The sequence below is a fragment of the Neorhizobium fuzhouense genome, from assembly GCF_042611105.1.
GTDB classification, from domain to species: domain Bacteria; phylum Pseudomonadota; class Alphaproteobacteria; order Rhizobiales; family Rhizobiaceae; genus Neorhizobium; species Neorhizobium galegae_A.
Map to the genome: position 1 here is coordinate 223632 of NZ_JBHFFP010000007.1, position 15887 is coordinate 239518.

Annotated in this window: 10 protein-coding genes; 9 read left to right on the forward strand and 1 reads right to left on the reverse strand. The window is 63.7% G+C overall.

Features of this window, described 5'->3' with window-relative positions; translation table 11 throughout:
• Positions 1-189: 189 nt before the first annotated feature.
• The 7 genes from ACEXP3_RS14710 to ACEXP3_RS14740 all read left to right on the forward strand — a co-directional run bounded on the left by ACEXP3_RS14710 (position 190) and on the right by ACEXP3_RS14740 (position 7275).
• Complete coding sequence (locus tag ACEXP3_RS14710; RefSeq protein WP_377297959.1) at positions 190-1011, forward strand: UDP-2,3-diacylglucosamine diphosphatase; 822 nt, start codon at positions 190-192, stop codon at positions 1009-1011.
• 141 nt (positions 1012-1152) lie between these two features.
• On the forward strand, positions 1153-2367 hold the full coding sequence (locus ACEXP3_RS14715) for an MFS transporter (RefSeq protein ID WP_377297960.1): 1215 nt from the start codon (positions 1153-1155) through the stop codon (positions 2365-2367).
• A 215-nt stretch (positions 2368-2582) separates the two neighbouring features.
• On the forward strand, positions 2583-3740 hold the full coding sequence (locus ACEXP3_RS14720; RefSeq protein WP_377297961.1) for an ABC transporter permease: 1158 nt from the start codon (positions 2583-2585) through the stop codon (positions 3738-3740).
• A gap of 7 nt (positions 3741-3747) precedes the next feature.
• A complete protein-coding gene (locus tag ACEXP3_RS14725) occupies positions 3748-4587 on the forward strand; it encodes an ABC transporter ATP-binding protein (RefSeq protein ID WP_377297962.1) in 840 nt (279 codons plus the stop codon).
• 3 nt (positions 4588-4590) lie between these two features.
• Positions 4591-5961, forward strand: coding sequence for an MlaD family protein (locus ACEXP3_RS14730; RefSeq protein ID WP_377297963.1), 1371 nt, complete (start codon positions 4591-4593; stop codon positions 5959-5961).
• Positions 5962-5995: 34 nt separating this feature from the next.
• Complete coding sequence (locus ACEXP3_RS14735; RefSeq protein WP_377297964.1) at positions 5996-6592, forward strand: ABC-type transport auxiliary lipoprotein family protein; 597 nt, start codon at positions 5996-5998, stop codon at positions 6590-6592.
• 164 nt (positions 6593-6756) lie between these two features.
• On the forward strand, positions 6757-7275 hold the full coding sequence (locus tag ACEXP3_RS14740; RefSeq protein ID WP_377297965.1) for a nucleoside/nucleotide kinase family protein: 519 nt from the start codon (positions 6757-6759) through the stop codon (positions 7273-7275).
• A gap of 135 nt (positions 7276-7410) precedes the next feature.
• Here ACEXP3_RS14740 and ACEXP3_RS14745 read toward each other — a convergent pair whose 3' ends face one another.
• Positions 7411-14430: an apolipoprotein A-IV repeat region-like domain-containing protein gene (locus ACEXP3_RS14745; RefSeq protein WP_377297966.1), complete on the reverse strand. Its 7020-nt coding sequence runs from the start codon at positions 14428-14430 to the stop codon at positions 7411-7413.
• 571 nt (positions 14431-15001) lie between these two features.
• Here ACEXP3_RS14745 and ACEXP3_RS14750 point away from each other — a divergent pair.
• Positions 15002-15370 (forward strand): Hpt domain-containing protein, encoded by a 369-nt coding sequence (locus tag ACEXP3_RS14750; protein ID WP_377297967.1) that lies wholly within the window; start codon positions 15002-15004, stop codon positions 15368-15370.
• 162 nt (positions 15371-15532) lie between these two features.
• A complete protein-coding gene (locus tag ACEXP3_RS14755; protein ID WP_210104927.1) occupies positions 15533-15853 on the forward strand; it encodes a 2Fe-2S iron-sulfur cluster-binding protein in 321 nt (106 codons plus the stop codon).
• The last annotated feature ends 34 nt before the right edge of the window (positions 15854-15887 follow it).

Sequence of the window (15887 nt, forward strand, 5' to 3'; positions counted from 1 at the left end):
CTCTTACATCAAACGACGCCGGGGAACAGTAGTGAAATATTGGGGAGGATGACACAAGCCTGTGTCTCTGTTGCCGCATCTACCCGCTTGCTGGAGCGACAAGGTGCCCCGAGCGCCTTGGCTGTCATGTTCCTGAAATACGAGTCTGGTTTGGACAGAGGAGGGCGGTGAGACAAAAAGGTGATCGACATGGCAGAGATACTGGAAACCAGACACTTCAGGACCTTGTTCATTTCCGATATCCACCTGGGTTCCAAGGCAGCCAAGACCGATTTCCTTCTGGACTTCCTGCGCTATCATGAAGCCGACACGATCGTTCTCGTGGGCGATGTGGTGGATGGCTGGCGGCTGAAGCGCAGCTGGTACTGGCCGCAGGGCTGCAATGACGTGGTGCAGAAACTGCTGCGCAAGGCGCGCAAGGGCACCCGCATCGTCTATATTCCAGGCAATCACGACGAATTCCTGCGCGCCTTTCCCGGCGTTCACTTCGGCGGCATCGAAGTGGCCGACCGCATGGTCCACGAGGCGGCCGACGGTCGCAAATACCTCGTGCTGCATGGCGACGAATTCGATGTGGTCGTGCGCAATATCCGCCTGCTCGCCTATCTCGGCGACTGGGCCTATGACGCGGCCATTGCCATCAATGTCGTGCTGGCCGCGGTGCGCCGGCGCCTCAATCTGCCCTACTGGTCGTTTTCCGCCTGGGCAAAACTGCAGGTCAAACAGGCGGTCAATTTCATCGGCGAATTCCAGAAGGTCGTGGCCGAGGAAGCCCGCCGCAACAATGTCGATGGCGTGATCTGCGGCCATATCCATCACGCCGTGATGGAGGACATCGACGGCATCCGCTACATCAACACCGGCGACTGGGTGGAAAGCTGCACGGCGGTCGTCGAACACAGGGACGGCACGTTCGAGCTGATTTCCTGGCAGCATTCCGGACAGAAGGCGGAAGCGCCGGTTCTGCTGTCGCCCCCCGTTCCGGCAAAGGGTGACATGCAGGCGGCCTGAAGCGTGATGGCGACAAGGCTGGTGCGTCTTTGAAGGCGCGGGCGCTGCAAGCCTGTAGCGCCTCTTGCCCGTGCATGGTAAAGCGATCAAATAACTGACGATTCCCCGATCGCCGCACCCGCCGTCCGCATGGGAGCCCCCGTGGCCCAGGCTGTTTCACCGATTGCCATTCCGCGCCTGTTTCCCGTTCGCTGTGCGCTGGCCTATGGCGCGGCGCTCGGCGTCAATGGCATTCTCCTGCCGTTTTTTCCGGTCTGGCTGAAATCGCTGGCGCTCACCGACTGGCAGATCGGCCTTATCCTGTCGCTGCCGATCGTGCTGCGGGTGCTGTCGGCGCCGGTGGCCGGCTTTCTGGCCGATCGGCTGTCGGAACGCGTCCGCATCCTCCTCTTCTCCGCCATCCTCTCCATCACCACGGCGCTTCTGCTGATGGTGGTCGACGGGTTCTGGATGGTGCTCCTGGTGTTTGGTCTGCAGGGGGCAGCCTTTGCGCCGTTTACGCCGATCCTGGAAAGCATCACGGTGATGGGCGTGCGCCGCTGGGGTTATCGCTATGGCACGATCAGGGTCTGGGGCTCGATAGGCTTTGTGGTGACGACGCTTCTGGCCGGCTGGGCCGTGCAGCGTTTCTCGGCGTCCATAGTGCCGCTCAGTGCCGCCATCGCCTTTTCGCTGACACTCGGCGCGGCCCTCATCGTGCCGCGGCTCGGCCGTGCGGTTGCCTCTCCGGCGAAAGCGGATCCGGACAAAGGGCAGGGTGCCGCACGCCAGCGGGCGCTTCCCGTCGAGCCGGACCTCAACCTTCTGATGATCGGCTGCACGCTGGTCCAATCCACCCACGGCATGTATTACGCGTTTTCCGGCATCCATTGGCAGCAGCTTGGATTTTCCGGCTCGCAGATCGGCGTCTTGTGGTCGGCGGGCGTGGTGGCGGAAATCCTGTTCTTCTTCCTCTCGGGCCTGATTGCCCGCAAAATCTCGCCGATTGCGCTGATGACCTTCGGCTCGGTGGTGGCGGTGCTGCGCTGGCTTCTTTTCGTTCAGCCGCTCGGCTTTGCCGCCGCCACGCTCTTGCAGTGCAGCCATGCCTTCAGCTTCGCTTTCCTGCATTTCGGCATGCAGCAGAAGATCGTCGAGAGCGTGCATGAAAGCCGGGAATCGACGGTGCAGGGGACCTATTTCTTCTATAACGGCGTGTTTCTTGCCGCCTCGACCTTCCTCTCCGGCCTGATATACCGGGCTCTCGGCCAGAACAGCTACTATCTCATGGCGCTTGTGGCAGCCGGTGGCCTGGTGCTGACGCTGCGGGCTGCCAGACGCGCACCGTCAGCTGCCGTGGCGAAGAAATCCTGCTGATGAGCGCGGGGGACCTAAACGCCCGACAGGATCGCGCCGGCACGCGCCTGTCTTGCTCTCTGCGAGCCTTGCCCGGCATGCGGAAACGACCTGTGGCTTTGAGGTTACGGCCCGGCCTTTTTGCCGTTCGGCGGCATGGCAATTCCCGTGGGCGCGGCTATATTGCGGCTCTTAACCGCGGGATCAACCGTGCGTTCGAGCAGTAACAGATGCCCATGAAGCCGAAGCCCGTCGACGACCGGTCCGCCACAATCGAAAAAGATGACACTGCTGGCGAGGGGCAACGCTATCTCCTGTCGGGGGACTGGCGCAATCGCGGCATTGCCGGGGTCCTGAAAGATCTTTCGGCGCTGGAGCAGGAAACCGCGGGCGGGCGGCTGGAGATCGATGTCTCGGCGATCGAGCAGGTGGATACCTCCGGTGGCTGGCTCATCCGGCGGCTGATCAATGCGCGCCGGGCCCACGGCGCCGATGCCGTCGTGGTGGGCGCAAGCGAGCAGTTGAAGGAACTGCTCGACGTCATGCCGCAGGAAACGCCGGCGCCGCCTGCCAAGACCGCCGCCAATGCCTCCCTGTTCGAACGCGTGTTTACGCCGCCCGGTCGTGCCGTGGTGGAGCTGTGGCAGGATGCGGTGGCCGCAATGAACATCCTGGGCTCTGCCGTTGGCGGTGCGCAGCTGAAGCTTGGCCGCGGCACCGGCATCTCGCCGGCCTCCGTCGTCACCCATATCGACCGGATGGGCGTGCGCGCCGTGCCGATCATCATGCTGATGTCCTTCCTGATCGGCGCCATCATTGCCCAGCAGGGCGCCTTCCAGCTGCGTTATTTCGGCGCCGAACTGTTCGTCGTCGATCTCGTCGGCATCCTGCAGCTGCGCGAAATCGGCGTCTTGTTGACCGCCATCATGATTGCCGGCCGCTCCGGCAGCGCCATCACCGCCGAGATCGGTTCGATGAAGATGCGCGAGGAAATCGACGCGCTCACCGTCATCGGTCTCAATCCGGTCGGCGTCCTGGTCTTCCCGCGACTGGTGGCGCTGACCATCGCGCTGCCGCTTCTAACCATCGTCGCGAATTTTTCCGCGCTCTTCGGCGCAGCAATCGTGGTATGGCTGTATTCGGGCATCACATTCGAGACGTTTCTCGGCCGCCTGCACGAGGCTGTCGAATATTCGTCCGTCGCGTCCGGCATGATCAAGGCGCCGTTCATGGCGCTTGCCATCGGCATCGTGTCGGCCGTCGAGGGGATGAAAGTGGGCGGCAGCGCCGAATCGCTCGGCGCCCATGTCACGGCTGCCGTGGTGAAGTCCATCTTCGTGGTCATCCTGATGGATGCGATTTTTGCAATCTTCTACTCCGCAATCGATTTTTAGGATGGGTATGGCCGTTCAGGACACTGTGATTGATGAGATCGAGCATCCGGAGCCCGGGAGCGTCATCCTGTCCGTGCGCGACCTCACGGTGGCATTCGGGTCAAAGACCGTGCTCGAAAACCTCGATCTCGATATCTATCGCGGCGAAATTCTGGGCTTTGTGGGCGCATCGGGGACCGGCAAGTCCGTGCTGATGCGCACAGTTCTGCGGCTTTTGCCGCACCGGTCCGGTTCGATCAAAATCCTCGGCGTCGATTACGAGAAAGCCGACGACCGTCAGCGCATGGCGCTCGACATGCAGCTGGGCGTTCTCTTCCAGCAGGGCGCGCTGTTTTCCTCGCTGACGGTGAAGGAGAACATCCAGCTGCCGATGCGCGAATATCTCGACCTGCCGCAGGCGCTGATGGATGAACTCGCCTATCTGAAGATCGAGATGGTGGGGCTTGCCGCCGATGCGGCGGACAAATACCCGTCCGAGCTCTCCGGCGGCATGATCAAGCGGGCCGCCCTTGCGCGCGCGCTGGCGCTGGATCCGGCGCTGGTCTTTCTCGATGAACCGACATCCGGCCTCGATCCGATCGGGGCCGCCGAATTCGACATGCTGATTGCAAAGCTGCGTGATACGCTGGGCCTTACCGTCTACATGGTCACCCACGACCTCGACAGCCTGTTTTCCGTCTGCGACCGCATCGCGGTGCTTGGCCAGAAGCGGGTTCTTGTCGAGGGAACGCTGGATGACATGCTGGCCTGCGACGATGCGTGGGTCCAGTCCTATTTTCGCGGAAAGCGGGCCCGGTCCATCGTCACCGACGACGGCGCAACCGGCACAGTGCCAGGAAAGTCTTAAGCCATGGAAACAAGAGCCAATTACGCCATCGTCGGTTTTTTCACCCTGCTGGTCGTGGCTGCCGCCTTCGGTTTCGTCTACTGGATGGCACAGTATGGCCGCAGCGGGCCGACGGCTGAAGTGGCCATCCGCATTCCGGGCTCGGCAAACGGGCTTTCGGTGGGCTCGGCCGTGCGCTTCAACGGTATTCCGATCGGCTCCGTGCGCAGCCTGACGATCGATCCGGAAGATCCGCGCTACTCGATCGCCTTCACCGAGGTGCAAACATCCGCGCCGATCTACCCCTCGACCAAGGCCGTGCTGGAAGTGCAGGGCCTGACGGGTGCTGCCTATATCGAAATGTCGGGCGGGCGCACGGACGAGGAAAATCTTCTGAAGACGGCGGAAGAGACCGGCCGACCGGCCGTCCTGATTGCCGACCAGTCGAGCGTGACCAATCTTCTCGCCACCGCCGACAAGATCCTGCAGCGGGCCGATGACGCGATCGGCCAGATCCAGGGCTTCGTGACCGATGCGCGCGGACCGCTCACCCGCACCATCGAGCATGCGGAAGCCTTTACCGGCGCGCTCAGCGCCAATTCCGACGCGATCGACGATTTCCTGCGCAGCCTGTCGACGCTGTCCGTCACCTTCAATCGCGTATCGGAGCGTGTCGATTCGACGCTCGAGGCGGTTGACGGTCTGGTGCGGGCGGTGGACGCGCAGAAGATCAACAACGTCATCACCAATGCCGAAAAGGTGACCGGCGACATCGCCCAGTCCACCGGCCAGATCGGTCCGATCATGGAGCAGGTGAAGGAAGCCGCCGGCGGCTTCAACCAGGCAAGCGTCGAAGCGCAATCGGTGCTGAGGCGCGCCGACGCGCTTCTCGCCGCCGTCGATTCCTCGCAGATCGGCGCTGCCGTCAACAATATCACCGCCGCCTCCGCCGATGCGCGCGGCGCGATCTCGTCAGCCCGTCAGGTGGTCGATAACGTCTCGGCGCGCCGCGACGAAATCAACAATGCCATCCGGGACTTCACGGAAATGGCGCAGAAACTGAATCAGGCCTCGACCCGAGTCGACACCATTCTGGTGAAGGTCGATACCATGGTGAGCGGTGAGGATTCCAAGGGACTGTTTGCGGAAGCTGAAAAGACGCTGCAATCGATCCGCGCCACCGCCGACAATCTCAACGCCCGCATCGGCCCGATTGCCGACAATCTTACCCGCTTCTCCGGTACCGGCCTGCGCGACGTGCAGACGCTGGTGGGCGACACCCGCCGCGCCGTGGACAACCTCAACCAGACCATCACCAATTTCGACCAGAATCCGCAGCGGCTGATTTTCGGGGGCGACACGGTGAAGGAATATGACGGCCGTACGCGGCGCTGACGGGAGCGAGTAAAACCCAATGATGGAAACAACCATGTTCAAGCGCCCCGTGAAAGCCAAAACCTTTCTCACCCTTCCCTTGATGGCGCTCCTTCTCGCAGGCTGCGGCAGCAAGGCGAACAATGACACGTTCGACCTGTCGCTGACGCCGATGGCCGATGCGCCCACGGCCCGCAACAAGCAGATCCTCGTGCCCGAACCGACGGCGCTGAAGTCACTCGACAGCGAACAGGTGGTGGTGCGCGTCTCGCCCTCGGAGATCCAGTATCTGGCGGATTCGCAGTGGGGTGACCGCCTGCCGCGCATGGTGCAGTCGAAGCTCGTGCAGGCGTTTGAAAATACCGGCAAGCTCGCCGGCGTCGGCAAGCCCGGCCAGGGACTGGCCATCGATTATCAGGTGGTGACCGACATCCGCGCCTTCGAGATCAACTCCACCGGCCCGCGCACGGCCAATGTCGAGATCTCGGTAAAGATCCTCAACGACCGCAACGGCTCGGTGAAGGCCCAGAACGTCTTTCGCGCCAGCGTGCCGGTGTCGGGCGAGGGCAATACCCAGCTGATCGCCGGCATCAACCGAGCCTTTGCCAAGGTCGGCGCCGACATCGTCGACTGGACGCTGCGCTCGCTCTGACGCGCGCTTTCGCAAGGACTGTTGGGCGGGCACGCGGGCATTGTCCATGGCTCGCATAGGATCCTGTCGTCATCGCGGATCAGGACCGGATCTCGGCGCTGTCTTGCTGATGTCATGACAGCTGCCTAGAGGACGCCATCTTCCTCTCGGCAAAGGTGGCTCAAATGGCAATCAGGAACATCCTGATCGAAGGCGGTTCCGGGACCGGCAAGACCACGATTGCGACAGAACTGGAGCGCCGCGGCTATCACGCCATCCACGGCGATCGGGTGCTGGCCTATCAGGGCGATCCTCAAACGGGCGAGAGGATTTCGGCTGCCGTGGCTCTCCGCCACCGGCACGATCCCGACTTCATCTCGAGGCACCACATCTGGGATGTGGCAAGGGTGGAGGCCCTGATCGCCGACCGGACCATCCCGATCACCTTCTTTTGCGGCGGCTCGCGCAACTTTTTCCGCTTCATCCACCGCTTCGACGCTGTCTTGGTGCTCGAGATCGATCTTCTGACGCTCAAGCGCCGTCTGGACAGCCGGCAGGATGAATGGGGTTCAAAGCCTGCGGAACGCGCCCTCATCCTGCGCCAGCACGCAAGCCGCGCCGACATCCCCTCCAATGCCACGCCAATCGATGCAACCCGTCCGATTGCGGATGTCGTTGACGATATTCTTCTGCGCTGCGGCTGAAGAAGCACCACCGGGGGTGATGCAGGGCGGCACGCTGCATCGGGGCGGCGGGGCGCCGCGTTATCCCATGTCAAACAAAAAAGCCGCGGGACGCCTTATCCCGCAGCTTCCGATGTCCTGCCTGTCTGCCGCCGCTTAGCTGAAGCGGCCGGCGGCGTGGGCGAGCATGGTGTAGACCTTGCCCGTATCCGACGTCAGGTAGCTTTGTGTGACGCTGCGGTCGCGGTCGGTGCGGGCAACGTCGGCGAGCAGCTTTTCGAAATCGGCGATGTAGCGATCGACGGCGGTGCGGAATTCCGGCTCGCGGTCATACTTGCGCTTGATGTCATCAAACGTCTGCTGGCCCTTCAGCGTGTAGAGGCGGCGGGTGAAGACGTCGCGTTCACCGCGCTGGTAGCGGCGCCACAGATCGACCGAGGCATCGTGATCGATGGCGCGGGCAATATCGACCGACAGCGAGTTCAGTGATTCCACCATGTGGCGCGGATTACGGCTGTCGCCGGCGCGGGTTTGCGTTTCGGCCGGCCGTGCAGCCTGCTGACGGGCGGGGGCAGCAGCCTCCGTCTCGTCGCGCGAGGCACCGCGCAGGAGATCGCTGATCCATCCGCCACCTTCGCCGCGCTGGGCCGGTTCCGCGGCGCGGGGAGCAACGGCCGGGGCGCGTTCCGTCGGCAGCGCGCCACGAAGACCGCCGGCAAAGCTTTCGCCACGGGCAGAGGGTGCCGCCTGCGGGAGCGGCTGGCGGGCCGGCTGGGCGGCGGCGGGCAGCGGGGTTGCCGGTGCCCGCATCGTCTGCGGAGCCTGCGTCTGGGCGACAGATCGGGGCGCCGGCTGCGGCGCTGCCGCCCGTGGTGCCGTTGCCTCGGAAATTTCCAGCGTCTGCGCCGAGCGGCCGACGAGGGCGGAGATATCCTGCAGGGCCTTGATCTGTTCGGCGACGGCCCGGCGCATGGCGGACGCGCTTTCCTTGGCCTCTTCCGGCAGGTCGAAGGCGCCGCGCTTCAGTTCCGAACGGGTGTCGTCCAGTTCCTTGCGGATTTCGCTTGCCGAGCGACGGATCTCGTCGGTTGCATCGGCAAAGCGGCCAATGGCCTCCTCGACCGACTTGCGCAAGGTATTGCGCAGGTGGTCGGCGGCCTGGTCGGATTTTCCGGCGGCTTCGGCCAGCATGCGCTCGACATCCGACAGCGAACCGGAAATGCCACCGCGCATGCGCTCGGCCAGACCCCGGGCGCGCTGTTCGGCGTCGGCAATCGTGCCTTCGAGCGCACGGCTGGCTTCCTGGCTGGCCCCCATCAGGGCTGCCCGCATGCCGTCTGCCGTCTGCTCGGCACGGTCTTGCGTCTGCGAAAGCTGCTGGTCGATGTCGGCGAGCGAGCCGGTCAGGTGTTCGCGCAGCAGGGTGCCCATTTCCAAAGAGCGTTCGCCGGCGCGCTGGAAGGCGCCATCGACGACACCTGAAAGGTTGCGCATATTGGCTTCAATTTCCTCCGAGCGCTTGACGAGCCCGACCGACAGCGCACGCAGCGCATCCTGGCGTTCAGCAAGCGTGCTGGCAAGGTTCGACTGGGCAGCGCCGAGAAGCGAGGACGCCTGATTGAGCACGGAGGTATATTCGTCAAAGCGACCGACGATGCCGCCGACCTGCGACAGGGTTTCTCCGGAAATCTGGCTGAGGCGATCGACATTGTTTTCGAGAAGCCGGCTGGAGCTCGACACCATGTCGGCCGCCCGCGTGCTGGCATCGGTAAAGCGGGACGCAGTCTGCTCAAGACGCTGGTCGGCCTGGCCGAGCTTTTCGGCCGCCTGGGCAACCGAGAGGCCGATGTCGCGCGCGGCATGCTCGACAAGGCTTGCAATGCCCGAATTGCTGTCTTCCAGACGCGTGATCAGATCGTTGACGCTGGTGGCAAGGCTGTGTTCGCTGTTGCGGATCGTTCCGGCAGCCTGCTGGGTGCGCTCGGAAATGGCAGCCAGCGTTTCATTGGTGCGCGAGGAGATCGCCTCGACGAGCGAGCCGTTTTCCGTGCGCAGGCGCTGTGCATTCTGCTCTGCCGCTGCAATGAGACGTTCCGCGCTGTCGCTCGCCGCCGCGGCAAGACGTTCCGCAGCGGTGCGACCGGTTTCGGCATACTGTTCGACCACCGGACGGGCTTTCTCGTCGATGAGGCGCGACAGTTCCGCCGATCGGGCCGAGAGCATGGAGTTCAGATCGCGGGAGCGGGTGTCGAGGCTCGACCGGATCGCTTCGCCGCGTGCTTCAAGCGCCTTGTCGACGGCTTCAAGCGCGGCATTGAGATCGCCGGTGGTTTCGCTGAGTGCAGCACGCAAGCTGTCGCTGCGGGCTGCAACCGTCTGGTCGACGGACTTCAGCGTCTCCTCGATGCTGCCGGCGGTCTGCGCCAGCGAAGAGCGGATGGCAGAGCCACGGTCCTCGAGCGTGCGCTCGGCTTCGCCCAGCGCCTCGGTGATCCCGCCAATCTGACGCTGCACCACCGTTTCGGCTTCCGAAACCTTGTGCATGATCGAATTACCGGCCTCCGAGAAGGCCTGGGCGACAGCTGCCGCCTGACCGGCCAGCCGGTTCTGCGTTTCGCTGACGCGGCCGGCGATCTCGTTGGAGCGCTCTTCCAGCGCGCGGGCAAAGTCCTGGTGGCGCTGGTCCACGGTTTCGGCAAACTTCGCGCCGGCCGTGTTCAGGGTCTCGGCGGAGCGCATGGCTTCGCTGTCGAATTCCTGAGCGGCTGTGGTGACGGCGTCGCGCAGCGACGTGGCAAGCGCCGAAGCCTTGCCTTCGATGGTGCGGCTGACATTGTCGAGACCCATGGTGATGGCGCGGTCCATGGTGGACAGACGCTCATCGACGCGGGCGGTGCCGGCCTCGAAGCTGCCGGAAATGCGGTCGGTTGCTTCCGCGCTCAGGCGCTCGAACGCAGTGGTGCCCTGGGTGAGGGTATCTGCGATGCGCGCGACGCTTTCGGTATTGACCCGTTCCAGCTCGGCGGTGCGTTCGGCAAGCGTCTGCGACAGGCTCATGCCGACGCCTTCCACCATGCCGGATACATTGCCGATCTGGTTGCGGATGCGGTCCTCGAGCCCGACGAAGGTATCCTCGATACGGTGACCGGTCCGGTCGAGCGTCGCCGATACACCACCGACGGTTTCCTCGACGCGGCTGGAGAACTGGTCGGCCGATGCGGTAATGTCGCGGGCAGCGTCGCCCAGCCGGTCGGCAATATTGCCGGCGGTGTCGCGCAGGCGTGTCTCCAGCTCGATGCCGGCAGTGTCGATGACGCCGCGCAGGGCGTCCTGCTGGTTTTCCAGCGACATTTCCAGCATGCCGGTGCTGGTGGCGATCGTGGTGCCAAGCGAGGTCGCCTGGTCAAGCAGGAGATCGCTCAACTGTGCCTGCGCATCGGTGAGCGTGGCCGACAGCGTCTCGGTGCCACCGGCAAGTGTTGCGCGCATGCGCTCGTGGCCAGTGTCGACCGTATCGGACAGGCGCTGGCTACCGGTATCCATCAGGTCGGCGAAGCGCTGCTGGCCGGAACCGATCACGCCCTCGACGCGACCGATGCCCTGGCCGAGCGTTTCCTCGAAGCGCTGCGTGCTGTCGGCAAGGCTTGTTCCGATACGCTCTGCCGCGCCACCGATGGTTCGGTCGATCGCATCATGCCCGATGACGATGGTGCGCGCGAGTTCGGCATGGCGGCTTTCCAGCGTCTGGTCGAGACGCTGCTGGTTCTCGCCATAGGTCGCCCGCAGCGTTTCGGTGCGGCTTGCAAAACTGTCGCCGATGCGCTGATCGGCCTGTTCGACCGTTGCCATGAGCGCTGCGGCCTTCTCGTCGACAAGGCTCGACAGCCGGTCTTCGCTGAGCGAGATCGTGGCGCTGAGCGCCATCGTGTGATCATCGAGCACTTCGCCCAGGCGGTTGCCGGCGCTGTTCACCATGTCGCCGAATTCGTTGACGCGACGGCCGAGATCGGCATCGATGCGCTGATGACCTTCGGACAGCGTGCGCGACATCGTCTCCGAGAGGTTGGACAGGCGGTCCTCGCTGAGCGAGATGGTGGTGCTGAGCGCCATGGCCTGATCATCGAGCATGTCGCCGAGGCGCGTGCCGGCACCGCTCACCATCTCGCCAAATTCGTTGACGCGGCGGCCAAGATCGCTGTCGATGCGCTGGTGCCCGTCGGACAGCGTCTGCGCCATCGTGTCGATGCGGCTGTCGAGGAGACTGGACAGGCGCTCCGGTGCGCCGGCGACCGTCTGCTCAATGGCGTCGGCCTTTTCCACGATGACCGACTGGAAGCGCTCATGTCCAGCTTCGAGCGACTGGATAAGCGAGACTGACCGGTCCGTCAGCCGTTCTTCGAAACGGCCCTGGCTTTCGGCAAGGGCATTGGCGAGCTGGCTGCTGCGTTCGCTCAGAACCGCATCCATGCGCTCATGGGCCTGGCCGAGGCTGCCGGTGATTTCCGCGGTGCGCTCGCTTAAGGTCCCTGACATGGCGGCATGGCGGCCATCGAGACCTTCGATCAGGTCCTGAGCGTGGGTATCGAAGCTTTCGATAAAGATGCTGCTGCGAATTTCCAGATCGTCGTTGAAATCGCGGCTGCGCTGTTCGAACCCTTCGGTCAGCTGGCGGGTGCGCTCGTCCATCGTGTCGGTGAATTCGCGCGTCGTCTGCTCGATGGCGCCGGAGATCTGGCGGCTGCGCTGGTCAAGGCTCTCGGCAAGCGTCTGGGCACGGGCACCCAGCGTTTCGTCGAGAGCGGTTGTGCGGGCGTCGAGATCGTCCACAAGGCCGCGGCTGCGCTGGTCGATGCTGTTGGTGAGCGAGCGGGCGCGCATGCCAAGCGCTTCGTCAAGCGCCGTGCTGCGTGTATCGAGATCCTCGACAAGGCTGCGGCTGCGCTGATCGAGATTTTCTGTGAGGGCGCGGGCACGGGTATCGAGGCTTTCGTCCAGCGTGCGGCTGCGGCTGTCCAGATCCTCGATCAGGATGCGGCTGCGGTTGTCGAGGCTTTCGTCGAGCACGCGGGCGCGGGCGTCAAAGCCTTCGGTGAGCTGGCGGGTGCGCGCATCCATCGTGTCGGCAAGCGTGCGCGCCCGTTCGTCCAGATTGTCGGCGATCGTGCGGGCATGGCCACCCAGCGTCTCATCGAGCGTGCGGCTGCGGCTGTCGATGCTTGCCTCGAACCCGCGGGCACGGGTGTCGAAGCCTTCGGTGAGCTCACGGGTGCGGGCATCCATGGTCTCGGCAAGTGCACGGGTGCGTTCATCGAGCGTATCGGAGATCACGCGGCTGCGGCCGTCGAGATCCTCGACGAGGCGGCTGCTGCGGCTGTCGAGGCCTTCATTGAGGACGCGGTTGCGCTCTTCGAGCTCTGCCGTCAGGCGGCGGGTGCGGCTGTCCAGCACCTCCCCCAACTGGCTGGTGTTCGTTTCCAGCGTGTTTTCGAGAATTTCCTGGCTGGTGCCGAGGGTGGTTGCGAGCGTCAGCGAATGGTCGGTGAAGGCCGAGCCGATGCGTTCGATGCTGGTCGACAAAATGCCTTCCAGCGCATCGGAGCCGCCCGAAACCGTGTCGCGGATGCTGGACAGGCTTTCGGTCAGCTTCGAGCCGAGCGTGCCAGCGCGCTGGTCAAACGCCGTGGTGAATTCTTCCAGACCGGTATCGAAGGTCGCGCTGAGCTGGCCGATCGTCCCCTGCAGGCGTTCTTCAAAGAGGCCGGTGCGCAGCTCGAAATCCATGACGGTGTCATCGGCGGCGTTCTGCAGCGTCTGGCGGAAGCTCGCGCCCTTGTCGTCCAGCGAGCGGTTTAGCGTGCTGAGCACAGTGCCAAGCGAGCTGGTGATGGTGCGCTCGCCATCGGTCAACGTCTCGTTGATTTCGCGGGTGCGCGCCAGAAGGGTCTCGTTGAGGAGACGGGTGCGCTCGTTGAGCGCGGCATTCAGCTTGTCGGTGCTGGCGTCGAGCGTCGAGGCACGGGTTTCGAACTGGCCGAGGATCTCGTTGCCGCGCTGAGAGAGCGTCGAGCCGAGCTGCTCCAGGCGCGTATCGAATTCGATGGCAAGCGAGGAGCCAGACGCGGTGAGGGCCTCGATCAGGCCATCGGTCTTGGCAGACAGGAGCGAACCGAGCGCATCGCCGGCCGCATTGGTCTTGGCCATCAGGACAGCGGCGCGGGTGTCGATCATGGAGGCAAAAGCCTCGCCGGATGTAGCCAGACGCACGGCGATTTCTTCGGTCGCGAGCGACAGCTCTTCCTTCATGTTCTCGTGCACGCCCACGATGGAGCTGCGGATGCGCTCGGCATGGTTGACGATGGCATCGCGCTCCGAACCCAGTTCATGCACGAGGCCGCGCACGCGCATTTCATTGTCGGCGTAGCTGCGCTCCAGCGCATTGACCTCGGAATGGACGAGCGTTTCCAGTTCGGTGGCGCGCGCAATGGTGCGCTCGATACCTTCGTTCATCGCTGAAACTTCGCGGCGCACGGCCTGGCCGACGCTCATGATCCGTTCCGATGCGATGGTTTCCGGCTCCGACAGGCGAAGTGCGACTTCGGCCATGGAGCGGGCAGCATTGCGCAGATCCTGCGCGCGCGCCATCATGATGGCGAAGGCAAAGAACAGCATGACCGGCACAAGCACGCCGATGAAGACGGCAACAACGCCGGGCATGGCGACGAGATCGGCAACGGAGGACACACGCCAGATCTGCCCGCCATAGAGCAGCTGGGCAAGGCCCGCGCCGCCAATGGCCCAGAGCAGCGAGACGATACCGGCATTGCGCAGAGAAGAGCGCATCGAACCGCCGTCAAGCGACCGCAGGATCGCCGGCGTGCTGCGGCGTCCGCTGTCATTGGCAGGCTCGAAACTCGGCGATTTCGGCGCGCTCGGTTCCGGCGGCACCGCCGGGCGGCTCGCCTCCGGCGGACGAGCGCGCGGAGCGGAAGACTGGCCGGATGACGGGGTTGCGCGCTGCGTCGGCGTTTCTGGCACCTTGATGGCCTCCCGGGCAGGGGGAACGGGCTTTTTCGGCGCTGCCGGCTGCATCGCTTCCTCGAAGTCGATCTTCAGCGCGTCTTCCAGCGCCTGAAACGCCGTTTCGTCGATCGACTCGTTGTTCGGATTCTTCGCCATGCGGTTACGCCTCGTTACCATACTCGTCCGGCTGATCGTGGGTCCCACCCTGCCGCGTGAGGCGAAACTCTCGATCCGGCCGTACCGGGAAACGCACCGGACATACAGCCGGCGAGGTTACCCGTTCACTATCAACCCGGAGAGCCTTCTGTCGCAAAGACGTCATAAGAAAGGCTTGTCCGGCTCCAGAACCGGCTCCGGGCGCATTGCCCACACCAGTTTCAGTCGTACTGTAGTGGCACATTCGCTATCCAGACACAATTCGGGCCAATGGCGCGGTCTGGACGCATTGCCTTTGTTAACAGATTTTAAACGGCAATTTAACGAGTTTTCTCTTGCTTTCGTGTGGCTTACGGGAAATTAACCATACGGGAAGAAAATTCGCCGCGAATGCGCCGGAATTTAACCGGATAGCGAACTGTCCCCGGCAGGATCGGGGACCGGATGCACGGCTCGGGGACACGACCCCGGCTGAGACGCATCCTGCAAGACAGGGAGCCGACTGCCTGGTACTGCGCGCTTGCAGCAAAGGCCCGTCTGTTCCATATGGCAACAGAGGATGGACCGGTTCATGACCGCGGTCAGTATTGCTTTCGACATGCCCGATAACGGAAACAACAGCCACTCCAGCGAATCCCGTCCGATCGACTTCGCCCATCTTGCGGTGCAGACGATGGGCGACAAGGAGCTGGAAGCGGAAGTACTGCATCTGTTTGCCCGTCAGGCGCGGGCAGCACTTCAGGAAATGGCGGGCGGGGCGAATGATGAGGTGGTTGCCGCAGCCCACCGGCTGCGCAGCGCCGCCAATGCGGTCGGCGCGTTTGCCGTTGCCGCGGCAGCGCTTGCCGTGGAGACCGATCCGGACAATGCCGCTGCCCGCGTGGGCGTTGCCGCAACCGTGATCGAGGCGGAAAACTTCATCCTGAAACTGTCGCGTTAACAGGACCGGACAACAGAAGCGGGCAGGGTGGGCCACCACCTCCTGCGCTCATTCGGCTCCGCGCCGGCGAAGGCGTCTGTTAAAACGGGTCAAAACGTTGACTGATGCGGCGATTTGTCGGAAGACAACGCCGTTTTTGAGTTCAGTTTGCAAGGACCCGCCATGACGCAACTCACCATCGTCGCCTTCGACGGAACGCGCTTCGACATCAATGCGGAGCCCGGCTCCACCGTGATGGAAAATGCCGTCCGCAATTCCGTCCCCGGCATCGATGCCGAATGTGGCGGCGCCTGTGCCTGTGCCACCTGTCATGTCTATGTCGATGATGCCTGGACGGCAGCCGTCGGCGGCCCGGCGCCGATGGAGGAGGACATGCTTGATTTCGCCTTCGACGTGCGCCCCACTTCCAGACTTTCCTGTCAGATCAAGATCACCGACGCGCTCGACGGGCTGGTGGTCAATGTGCCCGAGCGCCAGGGCTGAACGTGCGTCAGGGCTGACCAGGCGCCAGGGCCTC